The 23,504-nt window shown below is 37.5% G+C and carries 17 protein-coding genes; 12 read left to right on the top strand and 5 right to left on the bottom strand.

Annotated features, from left to right (window positions below; genetic code table 11):
- Positions 1–454: 454 nt before the first annotated feature.
- The 4 genes from tadA (at position 455) to BO222_RS04645 (ending at position 6,292) form a co-directional block, all read left to right on the top strand.
- Entirely contained in the window at positions 455–1,114 is a 660-nt protein-coding gene (tadA, locus tag BO222_RS04660; RefSeq protein WP_075818821.1) for a tRNA adenosine(34) deaminase TadA, read from the top strand.
- Complete coding sequence (gene dnaX / locus BO222_RS04655; RefSeq protein ID WP_075818819.1) at positions 1,074–2,819, top strand: DNA polymerase III subunit gamma/tau; 1,746 nt, start codon at positions 1,074–1,076, stop codon at positions 2,817–2,819. The genes tadA and dnaX overlap by 41 nt, the downstream gene beginning before the upstream one ends.
- 728 nt (positions 2,820–3,547) lie before the next feature.
- Entirely contained in the window at positions 3,548–4,141 is a 594-nt protein-coding gene (gene recR, locus BO222_RS04650) for a recombination mediator RecR (RefSeq protein ID WP_075818817.1), read from the top strand.
- A gap of 1,470 nt (positions 4,142–5,611) precedes the next feature.
- On the top strand, positions 5,612–6,292 hold the full coding sequence (locus BO222_RS04645; RefSeq protein ID WP_075818815.1) for a hypothetical protein: 681 nt from the start codon (positions 5,612–5,614) through the stop codon (positions 6,290–6,292).
- Here BO222_RS04645 and BO222_RS04640 read toward each other — a convergent pair.
- Positions 6,271–6,846: a CYTH domain-containing protein gene (locus BO222_RS04640; protein WP_075818812.1), complete on the bottom strand. Its 576-nt coding sequence runs from the start codon at positions 6,844–6,846 to the stop codon at positions 6,271–6,273. The genes BO222_RS04645 and BO222_RS04640 overlap by 22 nt on opposite strands.
- A 225-nt stretch (positions 6,847–7,071) precedes the next feature.
- Between BO222_RS04640 and BO222_RS04635 the strand changes: the two genes are divergently transcribed.
- Positions 7,072–7,848 carry an NAD(+)/NADH kinase gene (locus BO222_RS04635; RefSeq protein ID WP_075818810.1) on the top strand — a complete coding sequence of 259 codons (777 nt, stop codon included), beginning with the start codon at positions 7,072–7,074 and terminating at the stop codon, positions 7,846–7,848.
- 160 nt (positions 7,849–8,008) lie between these two features.
- On the opposite strand, the gene BO222_RS04630 is transcribed toward BO222_RS04635, so the two are convergent.
- On the bottom strand, positions 8,009–9,913 hold the full coding sequence (locus tag BO222_RS04630) for an FtsW/RodA/SpoVE family cell cycle protein (protein WP_083647672.1): 1,905 nt from the start codon (positions 9,911–9,913) through the stop codon (positions 8,009–8,011).
- Positions 9,914–10,003: 90 nt separating this feature from the next.
- Between BO222_RS04630 and mutS the strand changes: the two genes are divergently transcribed.
- From mutS to BO222_RS04595, 7 genes are all read left to right on the top strand, one after another.
- Positions 10,004–12,547 carry a DNA mismatch repair protein MutS gene (gene mutS / locus BO222_RS04625; protein ID WP_075818806.1) on the top strand — a complete coding sequence of 848 codons (2,544 nt, stop codon included), beginning with the start codon at positions 10,004–10,006 and terminating at the stop codon, positions 12,545–12,547.
- A gap of 205 nt (positions 12,548–12,752) precedes the next feature.
- Positions 12,753–15,116 carry a DNA mismatch repair endonuclease MutL gene (gene mutL, locus BO222_RS04620; protein ID WP_075818804.1) on the top strand — a complete coding sequence of 788 codons (2,364 nt, stop codon included), beginning with the start codon at positions 12,753–12,755 and terminating at the stop codon, positions 15,114–15,116.
- A 41-nt stretch (positions 15,117–15,157) separates the two neighbouring features.
- Positions 15,158–16,123 (top strand): tRNA (adenosine(37)-N6)-dimethylallyltransferase MiaA, encoded by a 966-nt coding sequence (gene miaA, locus BO222_RS04615; RefSeq protein ID WP_075818802.1) that lies wholly within the window; start codon positions 15,158–15,160, stop codon positions 16,121–16,123.
- On the top strand, positions 16,116–16,805 hold the full coding sequence (locus BO222_RS04610; protein WP_075818800.1) for a tRNA threonylcarbamoyladenosine dehydratase: 690 nt from the start codon (positions 16,116–16,118) through the stop codon (positions 16,803–16,805). Before miaA ends, BO222_RS04610 begins: the two co-directional genes overlap by 8 nt.
- Before the next feature lie 230 nt (positions 16,806–17,035).
- On the top strand, positions 17,036–18,367 hold the full coding sequence (locus BO222_RS04605) for an HlyC/CorC family transporter (protein WP_075818798.1): 1,332 nt from the start codon (positions 17,036–17,038) through the stop codon (positions 18,365–18,367).
- A gap of 373 nt (positions 18,368–18,740) precedes the next feature.
- The gene (locus tag BO222_RS04600) at positions 18,741–19,304 is read left to right on the top strand and encodes an ECF transporter S component (protein ID WP_198931997.1); all 564 of its coding nucleotides are present in this window, start codon (positions 18,741–18,743) and stop codon (positions 19,302–19,304) included.
- 17 nt (positions 19,305–19,321) lie between these two features.
- Entirely contained in the window at positions 19,322–19,918 is a 597-nt protein-coding gene (locus BO222_RS04595; protein WP_075818793.1) for a uridine kinase family protein, read from the top strand.
- Positions 19,919–20,102: 184 nt separating this feature from the next.
- On the opposite strand, the gene BO222_RS04590 is transcribed toward BO222_RS04595, so the two are convergent.
- The 3 genes from BO222_RS04590 to BO222_RS04580 form a co-directional block, all read right to left on the bottom strand.
- Positions 20,103–21,410: an N-acetylmuramoyl-L-alanine amidase family protein gene (locus BO222_RS04590; RefSeq protein WP_158024555.1), complete on the bottom strand. Its 1,308-nt coding sequence runs from the start codon at positions 21,408–21,410 to the stop codon at positions 20,103–20,105.
- A gap of 255 nt (positions 21,411–21,665) precedes the next feature.
- Entirely contained in the window at positions 21,666–22,289 is a 624-nt protein-coding gene (locus BO222_RS04585) for a YggS family pyridoxal phosphate-dependent enzyme (RefSeq protein WP_075818789.1), read from the bottom strand.
- Positions 22,290–22,424: 135 nt separating this feature from the next.
- Positions 22,425–22,997 (bottom strand): SOS response-associated peptidase, encoded by a 573-nt coding sequence (locus BO222_RS04580; RefSeq protein ID WP_075818787.1) that lies wholly within the window; start codon positions 22,995–22,997, stop codon positions 22,425–22,427.
- Positions 22,998–23,504 lie beyond the last annotated feature (507 nt).

Here is a 23,504-nt window from a genome sequence, read left to right as displayed (position 1 = left end):
TTATCGTATTCGTGAGGCTTGAAGCCGAAAAATGGCTGATTCCAGATAAAAATTTCTGGTAGATTCTGAACACCACGATGAAGTGCGGAGCAATTCGCGCTTCTATCTGCTTAACTTAATGACATTGATAACTTTCATAAATTTAATATCGTTTCAATTTGATTCAACAATCAGATATTAAAGCAGATTATGTGAGCTGTTAATTAACCTATAGATTGGTCTGATTCACGTCGAAATATCTTCTGGACAGATTATTCATTGCGCAGGAATAAAGTTTTAATCTCGAATTATTGAATGAACATTGGAATCTTTCAAATGAATTTAACATGAGAATTCAGACCACAATAAATTATGTTGAGAAGGTTGAGATCAGACAATCAACGATTAAATGTCGATTATAATACTTACAGGTTTACTATTTATCGTTTAATTTTTGAGAAGAAAGAGGATTGTTGTGGCGAATTGTTCAGAAAAATTGAATCAGGATATAGAATTAAGCGTTCATGAGAAATTTATGAATGAAGCACTGAGGCTAGCCAGAAAAGCGGCATCATTGGATGAAGTCCCGATTGGCTGCGTAATTGTCAAAGAGAATCAGATCATTGGCAGAGGATTTAATGAAAGAGAAGTTCTTCAGAAGTCTACAGCTCATTCTGAAATTATCGCTATTGAGCAAGCCTGTAAGCAGACTGGATTCTGGAGATTAGATGATTGCGATCTCTACGTTACTCTAGAACCTTGTCCTATGTGTGCTGGAGCCATAATCCAATCCAGAATCAGAAATGTTTATTTTGGTGCCTATGATCCGAAAGGTGGAAGTTGTGGATCGGTTGTAAATCTTTTTGAAGTCTCAGCATATAATCATCATCCCAATTATCTGGGAGGAATTCTTGAACAAGAATGCGGACAGTTATTATCTGATTTTTTTAGGAATAAGAGAAAACTGAAAAAAGCGGAAAAACTGAAAACAAGTATAAAATCACAAAAAGATTGTATTGACTCTCAAATATCAGAAAAGGCTTTGATTTCTGAGCTGGCAGATTTTGAACAGGATGAGAAAGGAGAAAAAAGAAATGGCCTACCAAGCACTTTACAGGAAATACCGACCAACTGATTTTGATTCAGTCGTTGGACAAAAGCATATTGTTCAGACTTTAAAAAATGCCATTGATAAAGATCGAATAGCTCATGCTTATTTGTTCACTGGACCACGAGGAACTGGAAAGACTTCGATTGCAAAAATCTTTGCCCGTGCTCTGAACTGTACGACCGACAAAGATAAAATTCCTTGTGAAGAATGTGATAACTGCAAGGCTTCCCTGGCTGGTAACCATCCAGATATTGTGGAGATCGATGCTGCCTCCAATAATGGAGTTGATGAAGTGCGATCTTTAATTGATAAAGTTTATTACGCACCGATTCTCGGAAAGTATAAAGTCTACATTATCGATGAGGTACATATGATGACGACAGGGGCTTTTAATGCCCTGCTTAAAACGATTGAAGAGCCGCCAGAAAATGTAGTTTTCATCTTGGCTACTACCGAACCTGCCAAAGTTATTCCAACTATTCTTTCACGATGCCAACGCTTTGATTTCTCCAAAGTATCTGATCCAGATATTAAAGGAAGACTCAAACAAATTTGCGAATACGAAAATTACTCAGCTGATGATGAAGCTCTTCAATTGATTGCTTCTCTTGCGCAGGGAGGAATGAGAGACTCTCTTTCGATTCTTGATCAGTGTATCGCCTTTTCACCAGAATCCTTGAATGGAGATGATGTGAGAGATATTTATGGCGTGATCACTGATGATGATATCGGTCAGTTATTTGAGAAAGTTCATAATGGAAATGCAGAAGAAATGATTGACATGCTAAATCAATTCTCTGATCAGGGAATGGATCTGCGAAGGTTCGTATCAGACTTCATTCGATTATTGAAGAATTCAATGCTGTTTACTCTCTCTGAAAATACAACTTTAATTTCAGAGGCACAGAAAACAGTGCTTCAGAAGTATTTCGTAAATTCAGATATTCAGAAAAGATCGAATCTTCTATCCGATCTTATGGAGACTTACAGTAAGCTGAATTATTCTTCGAATGTTCTTGATTATATTCAGGTGGCACTGCTTAAAACGCTTCTGAAACCAGTTATTCCTATTCAGAATTCTGGATATGAAAGCCGCCAATCCATTCAGGTTTCGCAGAAAAAAGGATATGATCAGTCAGAAAAAGAGAGTCAAAACAGGCCTGGAAGTCCAAAAATAAAGGAAAATCATAAGCTTTCAGAGATATTTTGGAAATCTGATGTTTCACGTGAAACATCAGGCGAGAAAAAAAGTGAATCTGAAAAGGAAAAATTTGACAAAGAGATGCTTCTGGGCTTATTGGTTCAGGCTTCGAAAGAAGAAAAGCAGAAAGATGAACTATTCAGATCTCATGTTGGAAATGATCTGAATGATCTGAAATTTGGTCGTTTTGCTGCTTCTATTCGTAATTACAAACCTGTCGCCAGTGGTGTCAATTTTATTTTAATCGAACTTAACTCAGACTTGTTAAGCGACGAGGCTAACAATCTGGAAGACCAATATGGTTTTGAAGACTATACCGAAAGTGTCCTCGGAGTTCGTAAGAAAGTATTTGCCATAACGACTTCAGAGCGAAAGAACCTGATAAAGGAATTTGTATTAAGACAGAAACAGGGTTCACTTCCCTCTCCAGTTCAAATTGAATTGAAGCCAAAAAAAGAAGAAGAGAACTTTGATGTTGAAAAGCATCTCAAAAAAATATTTCCTGACATAGAGATAATTGATGATTGACCAGATGGAATCGAAGAAAATATAAGTAAAAGAGAATCAATTGAAAAACAGAAAGCAAGATCTACAATACCCTGCCTTAGTGATCCAATAAAATTAAAACAAGGAATTTTTATGTATGAACATTTAAATTTCCTCTGAAAATCAGGATTTCATTTCATAGAATCTGATGCAGAAAGAATGACTTCAACCTGAATATCAGATAAATAATATGAATTGGGATATTTTCTGTAAATGAATGATGGGAATTACCATAGGCGATGATTCAAATTTGTATTCTCAGAAGTAGAACAATTTGTAGTTGTTTTGTAAAACATCTGTAGACTCATGGATAACGAAATGAATATCTACTCTTCTTCAACCAGAATGAAGAAATACTGTATAGAAGAATCGGTTTGACTTTTGGTTATTAAAAACTCGAATATTTTATTTAGTTCTGCTCATTAATTCAAGATAAACAAAATACTATGGAAATTAAAAATATGATTATTCACAATGAACTCATGAGAAATGACTCATGTTCCTATGAACAAAATACTTAAGTCATAAATGTGACGTGAATCAGAATATGACAATCCAATGATTATCAGAATGCAGTTTCTGTAAACATGAATAATTACTAATTGGAAATCCGCAAGTTGTTAGTACTGAAGATAGATTCTGCTCTTTAATCAATTTAATAAATCAACTTCTAAGATTTGATAAACAAAAAATAAGAAAGAGGGAAAAATATGTATCCAGATAAATTTGAAGATGTAATGTATGCTTTTCATCGATTGCCTGGAGTCGGTATGAAGACTGCAGAACGTTATGCATATGAAGTCATGAACTGGGAACCTGAGGTTTTAGACCAGTTTCTGAAAGCATTAAATGGAATTAAAAAAGTAAAACGCTGCAAGATCTGCGGAAATCTGAGTGATCAGGATATTTGCAGCATATGTTCTGATGATCATAGGAATCATGCCCAGATCTGCGTGGTGGCGAATTCAAAAGATATAAGTGCAATTGAAAATATGCAGTCATATGATGGAACATATCATGTTCTGAACGGAGTGATTAATACCGCAAAAGGAATTCTTCCAGATCAACTGAATATTGATTCTTTAATGAATCGAATCGATGGTACTGTAAACGAGGTAATTCTCGCGTTGGATCCGAATATAGAAGGTGAAACTACCTCATTGTATCTATCAAAATTACTAGAGGATAAAGTAGAAGTAAGTCAGCTAGCATCTGGTATACCTGTCGGATCACATCTTGAATATGCAGATCGAAGAACACTGGCTAGAGCATTTGAAGGCAGAAGAAAGAGCAAATCTGAGTGATCAGCTGATTCAGATATGATTTTCAAATTGACAATATTGGTGTATCAATTCAGCGATTCTCCGAGAACTGAAATTAATCTGACTTTAAAAAGTCGGTAATTAAAAAATTAGAAATTTTAATTAAACATCTAACAAAATCAATAATGATACTATCCTTAACGTTTATTTTCATATGATTTATTAGTTCTATCTACCGGAAGTAAGAGATGATAGAAATCAAAATAAATTAGTAGAAGAAAAAAAATAAAACAACGTGAATAAGCAGATGATTATCACCTGACTATTCACGTTGTTTTATTTGGGTGAAATACTTATGTAGAAGAACTTGGAGAATAATTTAGGATTACAATATGATTTAGATAAAAGATAAGATATATTTTCTTCTAATCATAGGAAATAAGATATGAAAAGCAAAGAAGAATGATAGATAACCAAAAAAAAATACAAAATATCTGATTTCGTATATGAAAAAAAAGAATTTATTATGAACAAAACCTTTTGAAATCATATTTAGCGCAAAGCCATGTAATAAAAAATATTCAAATTAAAATGATTAAGATCATTTATAAAACTTTCAATTTATGAGTGTTCATGTGATGGGAATATGAATTTTCGAAAGATTTTTTAAATAGATGTACTAAGAATGGATAGTATAATGGAAAATTCTGAATTCAATTCTGAAAATCAGAAAGGTTAATGAAAAAGGATAATACGAATTATATGAATCTTACATGATTAAAGAATTTGTAAATTATCTATAATTAATAAATCATATCCACATTCATATCTTGTATAATTTAATCATATTAATCATATGATAAGAAAAGATTTAATATTCGATTTCAAATAATCTCAATCATATTTATTTTTCTGATTTTGGAAATTAATCTGAATGGTATGATCAGATAAAAGAACTAAATCTACTGATCAGATGAAAAGAATATGAAATATAAATAATAAATCAGATTATCTGTGCTGATTTTAAATAGATGATTTTTTTAGACAAAAATGAAATTAATATTAATGACGAGAATTCTGATATAGGATTTTCATAAGATGTTAAAGTTGATTTAGGAATTCGAGATGAATTTTCAAAACTTGTTCATATTTTTACTTTATGTACTGTTCAATAAGGGAAATGAAAAAACTAAATCATTTCTGAGTTCAATAAATCGATATATGATTTCATGTGATTTTTGAAATCGATTATGAAACTTTCCTGTAAAGCAAATAATAAATGAATATTTACTTCATAGGAAAATCGGTAATTACAAGACTTGATTTTTCGTATTTCATATGAATGAATTTCAGTTGATTTTTATGATTTTGTGATTATCATTATTACAGGAGTCTGAAAACCGTCACTTGTTGTGAAGCAGACTGATAGAGTGGTCCTCATGTGCAGATGATAATTTGAATTAAAAGTTCATTTACTGAGTGATCATAAGATAATCATAGGAAGGAGTAAGTATGACAGACCAGGCCATCGATGTCTTTTATGATATGGATATCGCGCAGATATGCCAGCACTTCTCCAAGTCCAGAAATACAGTGGATAAGGCTGTTGCAAAGCTGGTTAAGGATTATCCTGACAAGCATTGGAAATATAAAAATCCAGAAACGCGCAGAATTACTATAAAAGCAGAAGGTGTAGAAAAACTTTCGACTTATTTCAGGAAAGAAAAGCACGAAATATCCACAGTCGAGATGGAGCTTCGATTTGAAAATGAGAAGCTTCAAGCGATCCTATCTGAAAAAGAGAAGACAATCGCTGCACTTGAACATCTGTATACTGAAAAGCTAAGACTTGAAATAGAGAAATCCCAGCAAACCTTCCTTCTTGAGCAGAAGAACAAGGATGAAAAGATTGCTGAATTAACATCTGAAAATCAGAAATTAAAAGATGCCCAGGCATTAGAAATTCAGAAAAAGGAATCTGAAATCAATCTGTTGAATGTGAAGAAATCTGAACTTGAAAATCAGAATACTAAACTACAGGAAGATCTGAAACTAGGAACTGAAAAGACAGATCAGGTTCAGCAGGAAATAGAAGAACTTCGACTTAAAGCGGAAGAATACAAAAGAAAAGAAGAAGAATACAATTCAAAATCCTTCTTCTATCGTTTAACTCACAAATTTTCTTTATCCTGATTTTTGTATTGGAAGGCCCTGGCTAGTTTGCTCGGGCCATTTTTTTCGTATTGAATTCCTATTGGCTTTAAGAACTCATTGAGCTTTGAGATCCCGTCATGATCCTCAAGATATTCATATTCTAGTTCATAATCTCTATGGCCATCAAAATCAGTCTGATCAAGTGAAATTGTTGCATCCTGAGTCTGAAGATTATATCGAACAGTTTCAAAGACAACAGTCGGATAAACTGGCTGATCAACATGAATGATTGATTCGAGATGATCTCTTTCCGATGGATGAAGATTTTCTATAGAAATCGATTCATCAGAAATTGGAAATTCATATTCATATTTTGTGATTGCATCTTTTGGTTTTTTCACAGTCAGGATATTCTGATTTCCAATCATACGGATCCGCAACCCAATTTTCTTGTTCTTTAATTCTTCATCTGCAGAATCATAATAGGTATTCTTCTGTAAGACTGGAGAATTAAAATCATATGAATTCAGAAGTTTTTCATATTGTTCTCTGGTCAATAAAACTTTCAATTCTCTTTCCTGATTATTCAACATAGATTTCTCCTTTGCAAAAAAGATAAATAGTTCATCTGATTCTATTTTGACTGATTTTTGCTGAGGGACAACTTAGATCCTGGAACTTTATACTTTTAAGAAAATATGAATGAAAAGTAATTATCCGAATAGTGCTAAACTGATTTTGAATCAAACTAAAATTCGTTTCTGATTCAATCAGAAGCATCCTGACAGTAGAAATATAGTGAGATTCTGGAGGCTTTTATGAGATATACCCTTTTTAGTCGCGAGGATGAATTTTCGAATGAGTTATGCAAGAAGATTCATGAACTTTTTGATATCCGGTTAGGCTATATATTCGACGATCACTTCCCTGATCTTGTGATCTGCGTGGGGGGAGATGGAACCATTCTGAGAGCTATTCATTATTATGTTGATCAATTGGATCATTTGGCTTTTGTAGGAATTCATACCGGAACTTTAGGTTTCTTTACAGATTACACTTCCAAGGAATTTGAAGGCTTTGTCAAAGATGTTCTAACGGGAAAAGCTGAGATCGAAGCTTCTCCTTTACTCGAAATGCGAGTGAATGATGAAGATGAGGTGACCTATGCCTTCAATGAGTTCAGAATTGGTAATTTTCACAATACAGTGACCTATGACATAAGTATTGATGGAGAATTCTTTGAACAGACTACAGGCAGCGGTATCTGCGTTGCTACCCAGGCTGGAAGTACAGGCGCAAATCGCGGTTTAATGGGCGCCGTGGTCGATAATGGGTTAGATATCATTCAGCTCAATGAAATTATGCCAGTATTCCACAAGAATCATCACTCCCTGAGAAATCCATACATTATGAAAAGCGATCGGATTTTGCAGATTGAAGGAGATTCTTTAAAGGACAGCGCAATCTGTGCTGACTATCTTGAATATCATTTTCCTCATGCCAAGAAACTGGAAATCAGGACTTCACCGAAAAAAGTATATTTTGCAAGATTCAGGCCCTATTCCTATTTAAAAAGGCTCGGTAACCTTTTTTAAGTTACCGAGCCTTTTCCATTATCCGATTCAAATCCAGAAATATTGAAAAGTATTCATAGAATTGAAATCAATCTGAGCATAAATAGGAGATGAATAAAATCTGAATTATAGTATGAAAATCAGATGTTAAGTGATTTTTCATGTATTTCTTATTATAAGTTTAGTCCTGATCGCGCATTTTAGTATTCTTTTGAGTTTGAAAAGAAAATTGATCTTCCTGTTCAATCGTATGATCAGAAGTTTTAATCTTAAACTCAGGCTGGTCTTTTTGAATGGCGCGAACCGATTCAAAAAGATCTGTCATTTCAAAGTTGTCTCTGTTGTTAATGAAATCGCCATTTTCATCATTTTCTTCACCATCAACGATGTGGATCAAATCATTCAGATGGTTTGGAGTTGATATAGCAACTCCCTTCATGATGTCCAGCTGATCTGGAATGTTGGAAAACAGCTCCTGGTTTTCTTCTAATTCAGTCTTTGGATGCGTGTTTACAATTGGATCTGGATCCGACTTTGTTACTGAATCGATACTAAAGAAAACAGCTTTCTTAACAGGTTCTTCCTGTTTGGTTGTTTCGGCCTTTTTCTTAGTCAGGCGATTTTTAAATCTCGAAAATTTAGTGTCTTTCTTTTCCTTCTTCTCCTTCTTCATAGAGTCCTGAGATTCGATTTCAAGATCCGGGTTCACTGCACGAGAACGGATATGGGTTTTCAGATTGATGGTTTTAATTCCTGAACGAATTCGATGGGAAAATCCTTTGTTATCGCCTTTTTGTTCAGATACCTGATTCTGATTGTTTTCAATTGCAAGAGCTTTATTTCTCTGCGAGCGTCTGATTCGTTTTTCAACTTCAACAACAGGATTTTTTAAACGAATATGTGTCTTGCTGGCAGGAGACATGTTCATGATCAATCCAAACAATATGAAATAGGAAAGTGTCGAAGAACCGCCATAAGAGATTAATGGTAGTGTGATTCCTGTAATTGGAAGCAGTCCGACAATCATGCTGATATTCTGTGCCTGCTGATAAAAGAGCATGGCGATCGTTCCAATAATAATCAGACGGTCTGTTTTCTTTTTGGTATTGTAAGCCATCTTACACAAATAAAGATCGAGCAGAGCGCAAACAACAAGGATGAAGACAGTACCGATCAGTCCAAAGCATTGTCCAAAAGCGGCAAAGATAAAATCGGTGTGGGCCTCAGGAATAGCAATGATGTTGGCCTGCATTCCATGCCCTGTTAATCCTGCACTTCCCAATGAAAGCAGCGCTGTATAGAGCTGGTTGCTTGATCCTAAGATGTAATCATCCGGATGAAGCCAGGCTTCAATTCGGTTGAGCTGATACTGCGAGGTAACTGCGGAAAGCACACTTGGATAGTAAAGATATAAAACAGCGAATAAACCAATCGCAAATGCGATGATGGCAAATATAGCGATGCAATACTGTTTTCGAATTCCAGAACACATCACCAGAATTAACAAGGTGAAGCCAATCATCATGCATACTCCGGTATCTGGCTGCAGTAGGATCAGAATCAGTGGAAGCAGACACCAGCGAATAATTTCAATGAATAAGCGCATATCATCCTTTGGTGTTGGATCCGGATGTATTTTCTGAAAATGCGAGATGGTCATGCTTGTTTTAATAATCAAAATGACCTTCATGAATTCCGATGCCTGAAAGCTTCCTAAAAAAGGAATGGATAACCAGGAATAGGCTCCATTGATGTTTCCAGCAAGCGGCAGGGAATGACCGATCAAACGATCGAGAAAGCGGCTGCAAACATGATAAATCAGAATAGCCAGCAGGACCTTATAGATGGTATCTACGTACTTGAATAGCTCACGATTTGAGAAATGGCAAATCACGGCCATCACCAGAAAACTGATACCATACCACATGATCTGACGGTTGAGATAATAAACCCCTGACCCTACACTGATCAGATTAAAAGCGTTATATAAGGCAAAACAGCTCGTCGCAAATAGAAGTAATAAAATGGCGATAAAGCCAAAATCCATGCGAATAATCCGTTTTCCTAACTGAATCGTCTGTTTCAAGGCAATCCCCCCTTCAGGATAAGCAATTTCCAATTATAACAAACCTGAACCGCGAAATTTTGGACTTGGAAAATTTGTTATAATTGCTCTATGTCGACTGAAAAATCACAGTACTCTCCAATGATGCAGCATTACCTGCAGCTCAAGGAGGAAAATCCAGAACCCATTCTGATGTATCGTCTCGGTGATTTCTACGAGATGTTTTTTGAAGACGCAAAAATCTGTTCTCGCGAACTCGACTTAGTATTAACCGGTCGGGCAGCTGGAAAAGAAAAAGCGCCCATGTGTGGAGTTCCGCATCATTCTGTTCAATCCTATATATCAAGATTAATCAAAAAAGGCTACAAAGTAGCGATTTGTGAACAGCTCGAAGACCCTTCAAAAGCAAAAGGCCTGGTTGAACGCGGAATTGTACGAATTATTACCCCCGGGACATGGATGGAAGAAAATCTGAATGACCGCAGCGAAAACTATATGGCTGTTTTGCACACCAATCCATGGCAGATGTGCCTTATTTTCTGCGACCTATCAACAGGTAAGCTAAAATATGAAATCCTGGAAAAATCGTTAAGTGTTTTAAATCAGGCGCTTGCTGAAATGAAGATCAGCGAGCTGGTTTATGATCGAAGCGTGGATAAATCCTGGATTAAGGCATTAGGCTCAAGAGAGGATTTTGTCTTATCTTTACAAAAAGCGATGCCATTATCTCTGGAAGATGAATCCCTGCTGCCAATGCAGGACGAACTTCTGGAGAATACGCTGCAGATCTTAATTGGTTACATTCAAAAGACACAGATGCAGCATGCAGATCATCTGATGAAACTTGAACTGCTTCATGATCCAGAAGAGCTGGTTATGGATGCAGATACCAGAAGTCATCTTGAACTGATAAGAACTCAATCCACCAGTTCAAAAGCCAAATCCTTATGGGAATTCATGGACCGTACTCTGACCAGTATGGGCAGCCGAATGCTGAAAAACTGGATTGAATCTCCACTAACAAACGTTGAACGAATCAGGCATCGTCAGGAAGCTGTCCAGATTTTACTCGATCAATTTTTGCTTCGTGATCAGTTAAGAGACCATCTGGATTTTGTCTATGATATGGAAAGGCTCGCTGCCAGAATTTCCTATGGTTCTGCCAGTCCAAGAGATGTTTTGCAGCTGATTGAATCAATTGAACATGCTGCCCCTATTCTTGAACTTTCAAAAGATCTGCATTCCTGTTATCCATTCCTGCAAACGGTTGATGACTGCAGTGATCTGTATCATGAAATCCATACGGCAATTCAGGAAGATCCTCCATTGACTCTTAAAGAAGGAAATGTTTTTGCCAAAGGTTATAACGAGAAATTGGATGAACTTCGAGTTTTAGCGGATGAATCCTCTCAGGCGATTTTAAATATGGAAATGCGTGAGCGGGAACGTACCGGGATTAAAAACTTAAAAATTGGATATAACCGGGTCTTTGGGTATTACATCGATATTCGTCAGAACTCTGTATCTATGGTCAAAGATGAATATGGTTATACACCCAGACAGACCCTCAGCAACTCGACTCGATTTGTGACAGACGAACTGAAGGATCTTGAAAGCCGAATTTTGTCGGCTCAGGAACAAAAAGTTGCCCTCGAGCAGGAACTTTTTGATCAACTTCTGAATACGATCCGCAAAAGACTGAATGATCTTCATACACTGGCCAAAGCAATGGCTTTGATTGATGTCAGTGTTTCATTAGCTTCAATCGCCAATGATTATGGATATGTACGTCCAATCTTCAATTCAGAACACAGGGTGGATGTTGAAGAAGGAAAGCATCCGGTCTTAGAGCAGATGATTTCCGGGTATATTTCAAACAATTGGAAAATGGATACAGAAAATCATATTCAGATCATCACCGGACCCAACATGGGTGGTAAATCGACCTGGCTTCGTCAGAATGCCTTACTTGTGATCATGGCTCAAATGGGAAGTTTTGTTCCTGCGAGAAAAGCTGAATTTCCAATCTTTAAACGCATCTTTACCCGAATTGGAGCCAATGATGACCTGATGAAAGGTAAATCGACCTTTATGGTGGAGATGATGGAAGCCAATGAGGCTTTGCAGTTTGCCGATGAAAACTCTCTGATCCTTTTTGATGAAATCGGTCGGGGAACATCCACCTATGATGGAATGGCTCTGGCTCAGGCGATGATTGAATATTTTGAAGACGCCATAAAAGCCAAAACATTATTTTCCACGCATTATCATGAACTGACTGATCTTGAAAACCAGAGAGAAGGAATTAAAAACGTTCATGCGGACGTGAAGGAAAAAGATGGTCAGATTGAATTTCGCTATCGAATTACAGAAGGTAAATCGGATAAATCCTATGGAATTCATGTGGCTGAACTGGCTAAACTTCCGGATATGGTTATTACGAGGGCTGAAGATCTGCTAAAAACATATGAAGAGCAGGATGAAGGAAAAACATTTCAGCCATCGTTCTTTGTCATGGAAAAAAGTAATCCAGCCAGAAATGAACTGTTAAGACGAATGGAAGAACTCGATGTAGATGCTCTATCACCCAGACAGGCTCTTGATTGTCTGTATCAGCTGAAAAATCTTGCTAATGAAGCGGTCACAGAAAAGTGATGATTCAGGATCTGTTCAGCCCTGTGTATTCATATAAGTGTATTCAGGTAATCAAAGATATTCATGCCATCAATGAATTATGAAAATCTGAAGATCTGCTGAATCATTCGGAATTGAATAAAATAACCTAAAGATACCGATACCAATGCAAAAGACAGAGGAAATTCTCTGTCTTTCAATGTTTATAAGGAAAGGGGGAATACCCATGGCAAAAATCCAGGTGATGTCTGATCATCTGAGCAATCTGATTGCAGCAGGTGAAGTGGTCAGCCGTCCGATGAATATTGTAAAGGAATGCATAGAAAATTCTCTGGATGCTCATGCAAACTCCATTGAAATTGAAGTTTTTGAAGGTGGAATCAGCGGCGTCATCATCACCGATGATGGGGATGGAATGGATCCAGAGGATGCTTTGCTGGCATTTTCGAATCATGCGACTTCAAAATTAAAAACAGAAGATGATTTGTTTAAGATCATGACAATGGGATTTCGAGGAGAAGCACTGGCTTCAATTGGAGCAGTGGCGAGTGTCGATTTGCAGACCAATGACGGAAATCAGGGAACGCACATCAAATTTGAATATGGATCGAATACCCTTCATGAAGAGTACGCCTGTCCGAAAGGAACCAGAATTGAAGTTCGAGGATTGTTTTCAAGAACTCCAGCGCGGCTGAAATATCTGAAAAAAGCGAATTATGAATTTTCGGTGATTGCTGAAGCTGTAAATAAACTGGCTTTATCGCATCCGAATATTCGCTTTTTATTAAAGCATGATGGGCGAACCATTTTTCAGACATCAGGGAAAGGAAATCAGAAAGAAGTTCTTTATCAGATGTATGGGCGCGAAGCGGCAGAAAACTGTCTGCCGTTTTCTGCATCGAGTGATGATTTTCAGATTGATGGGTATGCCATACAACCAAAGATCAGCCGGGCCAGTAAAAACTCCATCTATGTCTCCATTAATTCACGAATTATCCGTTCCTGGCCGATTACCAATGCGGTCGTTGAAGGATATCGGGAATATCTGCCGAAAGACCGCTATCCGATCTTCTTAATCAATATTGAAGTGGATCCGCAATTAGTCGATGTGAATGTGCATCCGAATAAACTTGAAGTAAGGTTGTCGAAAGAAGAATTTTTAAGTCAGCTGATCATCAATACCATTGAAAATTTATTTTATGATCAACTCGACACCCCCTCAATCGATGACTCCTATGAAAGAAAAAAACAAAAGTCTGATCCTTCGACTCAGGGAAAACTTGAGCTCTCCTATCCAAACCGGTCCAGACCCATAGAGGCTCAGTCGGATCTGGTGCAAATGATGAATCCAAATCAGGAAAAAATGGACAGTCTGAGAGGAAATCCTCATTTTGATAATTACGGAGTAAAAAGCGGATCCATTAATCAGAAATGGCAGGAAGATCAGGAGGCTCCACGTTCAGCATTATTAAAGGAAGTAAGAGCTCAGTTCAATGGAGCTATTCCATCTGGAAATCCTTACAACACAAAGAAAAATCATCAGAAACTTCCTGAAGCCGATAATAATCAGAATTTTAGAAATCAGAGTTTTAGAAAAAGTGATGAATACCAGAACTTTGATAAACAGAACTTCAAGTCTGATAATGATCAAAATTCTGTAAATTCAGGAGATATGGATCACCAAATCAGCGAAAATCGGAATTTACGCGATTACACACAGGAAGATTCTTCTGTTGTGATGAAACCCGTTCATGAAGAATCGTTATCTTCTGAAACCACTGATTTTGAAATGACAAAAAATTCAATTCAGGACGAAGAAAGAAGTGACCTGGTAAAAGATTCACAATCTTCGAATGGAGAAAATTCTCAAAATCTGCAGGAGTCTTTATTTGAAGCCGACCATCCGATTATTCAGCTTGCAGGCAAACTCGCTCAAAGTGAAGAGTTTATTCCTGGAGAGATCAGTGAAGAGAAGGCCAGAGAACTGAATGCGAGTGCGGTAGGTAAGGAATTCTTTGATCATTTAACTGTGATTGGTCAGCTTCATGAATCTTATATCCTTTGTGAAAATCCACAGGGATTAGTGATTATTGATCAGCATGCTGCTCAGGAAAGATGTAATTTTGAAAAGCTTCAAAAAGAATTACTGAAGCCGACAAGAGCTATGCAGCCAAGAATGGTTCCCCTTTTAATTCCGGTTACTCCAGATCTGTTTGTTCAGCTTGATCACATTAATGAATTGACTGAGCCTTTTGGCTTAAGCTTTGAAGCATTTGGTCAGTCACAGCTGATCCTACGGGAGGAACCTCTGTGGTTTTCTCAGGTCGATCAGATGAAATTCATTGATGATATGTTATCCGGTTTTCAGAATACAAGATCCATTGATATTGCTTATATGCGAAGACATATGATTGCGACGATGGCCTGTCATTCTTCCATCCGTTTTAACCGGCCATTAAACCGGGATGAGATGGAAAAAGTGATCTGGGATCTTCAACAATGCGATCATCCCTATCATTGTCCTCACGGCAGACCGACTGTTCTGAAGCTTTCTGAACCATTTTTAAGAAAACAATTTGAAAGAACCTGACCGGTTTAACAAGAAGACTCAATTGGAAAGGTGAAAGGAAGATGAGGGATCAAATAAAATTAGAAGATTCGAATCCTGCAAAGACATCAAAAGTTCCAGTCATCGCTATTGTTGGACCGACTGGAACTGGAAAGACCAGACTCGCTATTGAACTGGCTCAAAAGTTAAATGGAGAAATAATTTCAGGAGATTCCATGCAGGTTTATCGAAAGATGGATATTGGAACCGCAAAAGCAACTCCCCAGGAGCAAAAAGCAGCTGTTCACCATCTGATTGATATCCAGGAGTATGATCAGCCTTATAACGTCAAAATATTTCAGGAAAAATGTCGGCAGTCGATAGATGATATTGTTAGTCGCAATAAAGTGCCAATTATATGTGGAGGGACCGGCCTCTATATCAAGGCGGCTTTATATGATTATGAATTTACAGACGAGCAGGAAGATCCTGAATTAAAAACCAGATTCGAATCTTTAACCAATGAAGCCCTTGTATCATTTTTAAAAAACAATGATCCGCAAAGCCTTGAAAAGATTCATCCGAATAATCGCAAACGGCTTATACGAGCCTGTATGATGGCCTGTTCTGGTGAAAAGAAAACAGAAAGGGAAAACAAACAGAATCATGAACCGATTTATGATGTTTTCTTTATCGGCCTGAAGGCAGACAAAAAAATTGTGGATGAAAGAATTGAAAAACGTGTGGATCTGATGTTTGAACAAGGGCTTGTTCGAGAAGTGGAAAATCTGTTTTCTGATCCAGAGTCATGGGAGTTTACAAGCTTTCAGGGAATTGGATATAAAGAGTTTAAAGACTGGTTTACAAAGGAAAAAACGCTGGAAGAAATCCGGCAGGCAATTATCGTCCATTCAAGACAATATGCAAAAAGACAGATGACCTGGTTTCGAAATCAGATGAATGTTTACTGGTATGATCTGAATTCTTTAGATCAGGCAATTGTGGCTGCAGGAGATTTTATCCATCAAAGGAGGGACTTATTTGAGTGAAAGCGCCCAAAGAACAGCTCTTCTTCTCTCTGAAGAAGGACTTGAAAAATTAAAGAATGCTCGAATACTGGTTTGCGGCACGGGAGGTGTGGGTTCCTTTGCGGTTGAAGCTCTGGCAAGAACAGGAATCGGATCTCTGATTCTTATTGATAAGGATGTGGTTGAAGCAAGCAATATCAATCGTCAGCTTCCTGCAAGACTTGATACTATCGGCAAAAAAAAAGTTCATGTTTTAAAAGAACATGTAGCCAATCTGAATCCGGAAATTGAAGTGATCCCTATTGCAGAATTTTATGATGAAAACATGAATGAGCGGATTCGTGAGCTTCATCCAGATTTTATTCTGGATTGTATCGATTCGATCAAATCCAAAAAAGATCTGATTCAATTGGCCCTGAATGAAGAAATACCAATCATTTCAAGTATGGGGATGGCTCGAAAGAAGGATCCTTCACAAATTGAAGTTTGCGAAGTTGAAAAGACTTCATATGATCCAATCGCAAAAAATATCCGGATCTGGAAAAGAAAGAATAAGATTCGAAAAAAAATCATGGTGGCCAGTTCGAAGGAAAAACCAATGGATATGGAACAGGGTTCTGTTCTTCCATCTGCGATTTTTGTTCCAGCCACGGCAGGGTTGTTGATGGCAAATTATGCTGTGATGAAATTGCTTGAAGACTAAGCGTACAGACAATAAATCCTGCCTTAAAAAATATGTTAAAAATATTTGGAAAATTACACAGGTCCTCCCATTAGATAAAATTTTGCATGCATTCTAAATTGATTTTGAACGAAGTTCAGTCATAATGTTGCGCATAAGTGCGCGCTATCGCTCATTTTTCTTCAATGCAGAAGAATGAGCCCGAGTTCGATCCTGAAACAAGGACGGCAGAAAGTGAAAAAATAAAAAATATGAGCAGTGAAACTGGAATACAAATTTTAATCTTAATTGTCTTGCTGATGTTATCGGCTTACTTCTCAAGTGCTGAAACCGCGATGGTATCGGTATCCAGAATGAGAATTCGTTCATTGGCTGAACAGGGAAATAAAAAGGCTGCCCTGGTGTTGAAAATTTTTGATCATGAATCGAAGATGCTTTCCGCAATTCTGATCGGAAATAACCTGGTCAATACATTCATGGCTTCTTTAGCCAGTATGATCGCCTACAATTTTGGCGGAGCAGCTGTATCGATTGCGACCTTTCTGATCACATTTCTGATTCTTGTCTTTGGAGAAATTACTCCAAAGACCCTTGCAACTCGTTCAGCTGAGAAGCTTGCTTTAGCCTATGCACCAACTATTTCGATTCTGATGAAGGTTTTAACGCCTGTGATCTGGTTTATCAACCTGTTTTCAACCATGATTCTTCGATTACTTGGTGTCCGTTCTGATGCAAAAAACGCATCCATTACTGAAAGTGAGCTTTATACGATTCTTGACGTAGCCCATGAAGAAAGCGTCATTGAAGCTGAAGAACGCGATATGATCCGCAACGTATTTGAATTCACGGATGCAAAAGCCAGAGAGATAATGGTCCCCCGCGTTCACGTGACAGCTGCCGATATTCATTCAAGTTATGAAGATCTGCTCGAATTGTTCCGTCAGGATCATTTCACCAGAATGCCAGTTTACGATGGAACCATCGATAATGTCGTCGGTTTGATCAATATGAAAGATCTGATTCTCTTTGATGGCAAGGAACCTTTTGATATTCATTCCTTCCTGAGAAAACCAGTTTTTACCGTCGAAAATAAAAGTATCTCTGATCTGATGCAGGAAATGCAGAAGGATCAGTACAACATGGCAATTGTTCTGGATGAATATGGAGAACTCGCTGGAATTCTGACTGTAGAAGATATTATTGAAGAAATCGTTGGAGAGGTTCAGGACGAATATGATGCCAATGAAAACGACAACATTTCACGCATCGCAGATCATACCTGGCAGGTAAAAGGGTATCTTTCCCTTCATGATTTAAATGATGAACTCGGTCTGGATTTAGACTCTGAAGATTTTGATTCGATTGGCGGTCTTGTTATTGAACAGCTTGGTCATCTGCCTCATTTGGGCGAATCGATTCTGCTTGATAATGGGGTGACACTTCGCGTATCCAAACTGAATAAAAATCGAATTGAAGAAGTTCAGATTGATATTCCTGTTAAAAAGACAGAAGAAGATTTAAACGATCCTGAATCAGGAAATTCAAAAGATTCTTCGAATTCAGAATCAAAGAAAGCCTCATAAATCCTAAATAGATCCGATTGATTCCTTGTCATTTCAAATTTGATCTGAAAAGTCATGCGATTTGATTCAGTTACAAACTGGATATAAAAGATCTGATTCATACAATCGAATAAATATTTCAGAAGAGAAAGAGAATTCATACTTTTTCTCTTTTTCTTTTGGAGATAGAGTCATTGAATGGTAAAAATTTCCTTTAACTGTTAATGAAAGAATTGAAACAGAGAAGTAAAGAACAAAAAACCGAAAAAAACCATTAAATTGCTCAAATTATATTGTGTAAATAAACAATTTCTAATTATGATGAGATTGAAACCTGTAATTTTGTTGAGGATAGAAAATAGGTTTGAAAGTACAGATGGAAGGATGTGAAGAGATGTCCAAAAAAAAGAATCATATTAAGAATCTGACTCTTGCTGCGATGTTTCTGGCGCTGGGGCTGATTCTGCCGTTTTTAACTGGCCAGATCCCACAGATTGGAATTATGCTTTCCCCAATGCATTTACCGGTTCTGTTATGCGGTCTGATCTGTGGATGGAGATATGGATTGATGGTGGGGATTCTGACCCCATTAATTCGAAGTGCGATATTTGGAATGCCAGTACTGTTTCCAACTGCGATTGCCATGGCTTTTGAACTGGGAACTTATGGTCTGGTTATTGGTTATCTGTATGGAAGTTCTAAATGGCACTGTCTGAAAACTTTATATATTTCTCTGATCTCGGCGATGATGGCTGGACGAACCGTCTGGGGAATAGTTATGTTTTTTCTTCTTTCAATGTCTGGCGAGATGTTTACCTGGAATGCTTTTATTTCAGGTGCGCTGCTTTCAGCAATTCCAGGGATAATCCTGCAGCTGACATTGATTCCAGCCATTATGGTGATGTTAGATAAAACAGGTCTGGTTCCTTATCGAAAGGCAGCATCAACGCGTACCTGATTGAAAAGAAATTCGATATGAACAATCTGATCAAAGAACAGGAGAATGAACTGATCCAATGGCTTGAATCGAAAATAGAGGCGAAAAAGAACTCTCCATTCTTCATTGCCATTGATGGACGCTGCGCTTCCGGAAAAACCACCCTGGCCGCTTCATTGATGAATCACTTTAAAGATCGAGTCACGCTTTTGCATATGGATGACTATTATCTTCGCATGGAACAAAGAACGCCAGAGCGTTATGCCGCTCCCGGAGAAAATGTAGATCATGAACGCTTTTTGGAACAGGTTCTGATTCCTGCCAGTCAGAATCAGGATTATATTTCGCAGATCATGCTGTGCCCGGACCTGATCCTGGATGAGCCTAAAATTTACAGTCCGAGTCAAGTTATGATCATTGAAGGCTCCTACAGCTTTCATCCATCATTATTTGATTATTACGATGTTTCTTTGTTTTTGGATATTGGTCCAGAGACTCAGATGCAGCGTATTATTCAGAGAAATGGTGAAATGAAAGCCAAACAGTTCAGAGATCGATGGATTCCTCTCGAAGAAAAGTATATTGCTTCCTTAAAGCCCTATGAAAAAGCGGATCGAGTTCTAATTTCTGAGTAAAGGAATCTGAATTTATAAAAACAACGTTGATAAATCAGGATAAGGAATCCCAGAATGAATCAAACCTGGAAATCAAAGAGAATGAAAAAATAAGCAGATCATTATGAAGGAAATCCTTCAAATGACCTGCTTTATTTTTAAGATTGGTTTACATCGACTTTAAAACATCCTGAAAATATAAGAATTACTGTTCAGCGGAATTTGGATCTTCCGGATTTGAAGACTGCGGATCTTCCGGATTTTCGGAAGACTGAGCACTTAGATCATGGTTTTCAGCATTTTGATCTTGATTTTCAGTATTTTGTTCTGAATTTTGCTCGGCATTCGGATCCTGGGGAGTCTGATCATTGTGTTCAGCCTGAGCTGGATTCGTTTCATTCTGGATGGCTGAATTATCACCGTGAATGGCATCCTGCATATATCCAGGAGCATTTTCCGCAATTGTCTTATCTTTTTCAGCCTGCATTCCCTTGTAAACAGTCTTAGACTGCTCAAGCAAGGATTCATTTTCAGTATAAGTATCATTGATTGCCTTGGCGATTGCATAAGCAATCTGATTTTGCATATTCTCATCCACCAGACCAGCCATATCGGATGGATTGGTCATATAACCCAGTTCAACCAGAATGGATGGAATAGGAGCTAATGAAACCAGCTGAAGCAGATAGTCTTCAGTGATAGAATCAAGCTTTGACCAACCTACTTCTGTGAAGTCGTCATTGAGATTGTTCGCGAAAGCTTTCATAAAAGGATCATACGAGTTGATGAACAGCGTATATCCCTGAACGGTAGAATCGCCAAGAAACGCGTTGCAATGCAAAGAGACAAAGAAATCCGCATTGCTTTCTTTTTGTTGAGTCGTGCGACCGATCAGATCACTGATTTCATCGAAGGCCCATTCGACATTGTCATCATCACGGGTTAGCAGCACGTTAGCCTTTGGATTAATCTCAGCCATTGCTGCTTTGACTTTTAAAGCAATTTGAAGATTAATATCCTTTTCAAGGTAAAGACCATCTTCGCTGACGTTTCCACCATCAAATCCTCCATGTCCGGCATCGATCAATACGGTATAGGATTCTTCTTTCTGATTTGGGGTGGAACTGATGACAGAGTTATTTCCGGATTTTAAATGCGATCCAGTGACCTGAAAAAGCAGAAAGTATAATAGCCAGGCACAAAGACCTGCACAGATGGCTAAAAGCGCATAGCGAATCGATTTGCGCAGCCTTCTTTTTCTTTTCTTCTTTTTCTTACGTACAGTCCGAACTGTTGGAGCACTCTGAACGGGCTCTGTAAGGGGCTTGGGTTCATATCCATCAGCCAGATTGGGATCGCGATGAACGATTCTCTGATCTTCAGTGTCAGTTATCTGTTCAGGTTGGCCTGCAATCTGTGTACTCGGATTAACATTTTCATACTGTAAAGCATCCGGCTGCTTATTCTGTTCTTCATTTGGAAGATTTAGGTTTTCGTTTGGGTTATTACTCATTCGTTCTCCTATTGTTAGCATGCAATCCGCCTGCATCGAGGAAATCTTGATGAACAGCGGATTTCCGGAAAGAAACAGGATTTCTAATCTGCTGAAATCCTGAATTACTTGTAACATCTTAGAAACATCAAGTCAAAAAATCAAATTTGCGATTCTGAAAAGCTGCATATTGGCAAATGAACCATAAATTTCAGGACAAAAACCGAGATAAATCGATTAAATGTAAGAACTGATCTTATATGATCGATTTTTAATTTAAGCAAATAGAGCGGTTCCTACACGGATCTGATTTGATCCATGTTCAATCGCAACTGGATAATCAGAAGACATCCCCATGCTTAAGGTATCCATACTTGGATACATTCTGGAATAGGTATCAAACCAAGCTTTCATCCGGTCAAATTCATTTTCAATTATCTTTCGATCGTCTGTATTCGAAGCAATACACATCAGCCCTTTCAGATTCAGGTTTTTCATTTCAGCAATCTGACTGAGCAGTTCGGGAAGTTCTTTGGGATCAAGTCCGGTTTTATTCAGATCAGACCTGGAAACATGAAGTTCAACAAGGATATTCTGAATGACATCATGTTTAGCAGCCTGTTTATTAATTTCTTTAGCCAGTTTTAAGGAGTCCACTGATTCAATCAGATCTACCTTACCAATCAGATACTTCACTTTATTGGTTTGCAAATGACCGATGATATGCCAGGAATAGGATGGATCATACTTTTCCAGAAATTCCTGAACACGGTTTTCTCCGAAAGTTTTAACCCCTAGACGGGCCATTTCATCAATTTCTTCTTTAGAGTGTTTTTTTGAAACTGCAACCAGCTTAACATTATCCAGGTTCAGCAATTCTTTAATCAGTTCTTTATTCATTTTAGGTACCCCCTGCCCGAATAATCAGGCCTATCTATTTCAATTCCGGTAATGATCAATAGATGCTAAAGCTCAAATCCACTCTACTGATCGACAGGAAAAGGAACTTTTATCTAAGATCAGAAAAACGAAATTTCAAAACAGGGTGGCCTGTTTTGGCGTATCAATATGATACCGTAGAGCCGGAGGGATTATACCAAGAAGTTTTGAAGCTTCAGAATAATTCAAAATCCATTCTTCAGACTGCTCTTTAGTAAGAATTAAAGGCATTCGATGATGAAATCGCTCCATGGATGAATTAGCTTCTGTGGTTAAGATTACAAAATCATCTTTCATCCAGATTCCGGCAAGATACATCACTGGATGCCCATTTTCTGTAAATGAAATTCTTTCTTTTGCTGAATTCCATTCATAAAACAGAGCACAGGGGATGACGCAGCGTTGATGATGGAAAGCATTTTTGAACATCCATTTTTCTTCTATTGTCTCTGCCCTGGCATTAATAATTCGTTTTTTCAGTTTTTCAGATAAAAATCCGAAGTGTTTTATGCCTGCTTTGAAATCATTTCCATCTTCATAAATAACTAAAGAGGGATTACTGGGAAAGATCATTCCAAGGTCAAGCTGGCCCTGAATCAATCGAGGTATTTTTACAAAGTTTTCTACTGCTGCCAGAGCTTCTTCATTCATTAAAAAACGACCGCACATAATAAAGTCTCCTGGATAATAGCTTAGCGGGAAAATAAGCTATTTAGATTTGTGTTTGTAAATCAAGATATTGAAACTTCTGCTGTGATTCAGATCTATTTTCTATTTTAGATCCTGTTTTCTGAAATCCCAAAAGTTAGAATCAATGCTATGTTTTTATAGAACTAGAAATGTATCTCAAAGAGCAGAAACAATATCCATTAAAACTTAAAATTATTATTAATTCATTAATAAGCCACATTGTTTTGTTAGACTGTCAATATCGAATGAAAAGTCATAGTTAATGGATAAATCAATCTAATGGAAAATGGCGAAATCAAGTCGGATATCGCAGCTAAGAGACTGTTTGGGAAAGAACCGTAACCTTTTGAAATTTGCATGGGCTTTTATTCCCGGTTATCCCTGAATACCATCAAAGGCGGAAATCTTCTCTGTGCTCCAGCTTTCCTCTCAGGAAAGTCGGAAACGGAAGATTTCCGCCTTTTGTGATTCTGTTGAACTCAGGCA

This window comes from Ileibacterium valens (assembly GCF_001945525.1).
GTDB classification, from domain to species: Bacteria; Bacillota_I; Bacilli_A; order Erysipelotrichales; family Erysipelotrichaceae; genus Ileibacterium; species Ileibacterium valens.
This window is presented reverse-complemented; position numbering and strand designations above follow the sequence as displayed.

Bases quoted from the DNA above. Each gene is read 5' to 3' on its own strand.
- dnaX (WP_075818819.1), top strand. From the start codon at position 1,074: ATGGCCTACCAAGCACTTTACAGGAAATACCGACCAACTGATTTTGAT.
- recR (WP_075818817.1), top strand. From the start codon at position 3,548: ATGTATCCAGATAAATTTGAAGATGTAATGTATGCTTTTCATCGATTG.
- BO222_RS04645 (WP_075818815.1), top strand. From the start codon at position 5,612: ATGACAGACCAGGCCATCGATGTCTTTTATGATATGGATATCGCGCAG.
- BO222_RS04640 (WP_075818812.1), bottom strand. From the start codon at position 6,846: ATGTTGAATAATCAGGAAAGAGAATTGAAAGTTTTATTGACCAGAGAA.
- BO222_RS04635 (WP_075818810.1), top strand. From the start codon at position 7,072: ATGAGATATACCCTTTTTAGTCGCGAGGATGAATTTTCGAATGAGTTA.
- mutS (WP_075818806.1), top strand. From the start codon at position 10,004: ATGTCGACTGAAAAATCACAGTACTCTCCAATGATGCAGCATTACCTG.
- mutL (WP_075818804.1), top strand. From the start codon at position 12,753: ATGGCAAAAATCCAGGTGATGTCTGATCATCTGAGCAATCTGATTGCA.
- miaA (WP_075818802.1), top strand. From the start codon at position 15,158: ATGAGGGATCAAATAAAATTAGAAGATTCGAATCCTGCAAAGACATCA.
- BO222_RS04605 (WP_075818798.1), top strand. From the start codon at position 17,036: ATGAGCAGTGAAACTGGAATACAAATTTTAATCTTAATTGTCTTGCTG.
- BO222_RS04600 (WP_198931997.1), top strand. From the start codon at position 18,741: ATGTCCAAAAAAAAGAATCATATTAAGAATCTGACTCTTGCTGCGATG.
- BO222_RS04595 (WP_075818793.1), top strand. From the start codon at position 19,322: ATGAACAATCTGATCAAAGAACAGGAGAATGAACTGATCCAATGGCTT.
- BO222_RS04590 (WP_158024555.1), bottom strand. From the start codon at position 21,410: ATGAGTAATAACCCAAACGAAAACCTAAATCTTCCAAATGAAGAACAG.
- BO222_RS04585 (WP_075818789.1), bottom strand. From the start codon at position 22,289: ATGAATAAAGAACTGATTAAAGAATTGCTGAACCTGGATAATGTTAAG.
- BO222_RS04580 (WP_075818787.1), bottom strand. From the start codon at position 22,997: ATGTGCGGTCGTTTTTTAATGAATGAAGAAGCTCTGGCAGCAGTAGAA.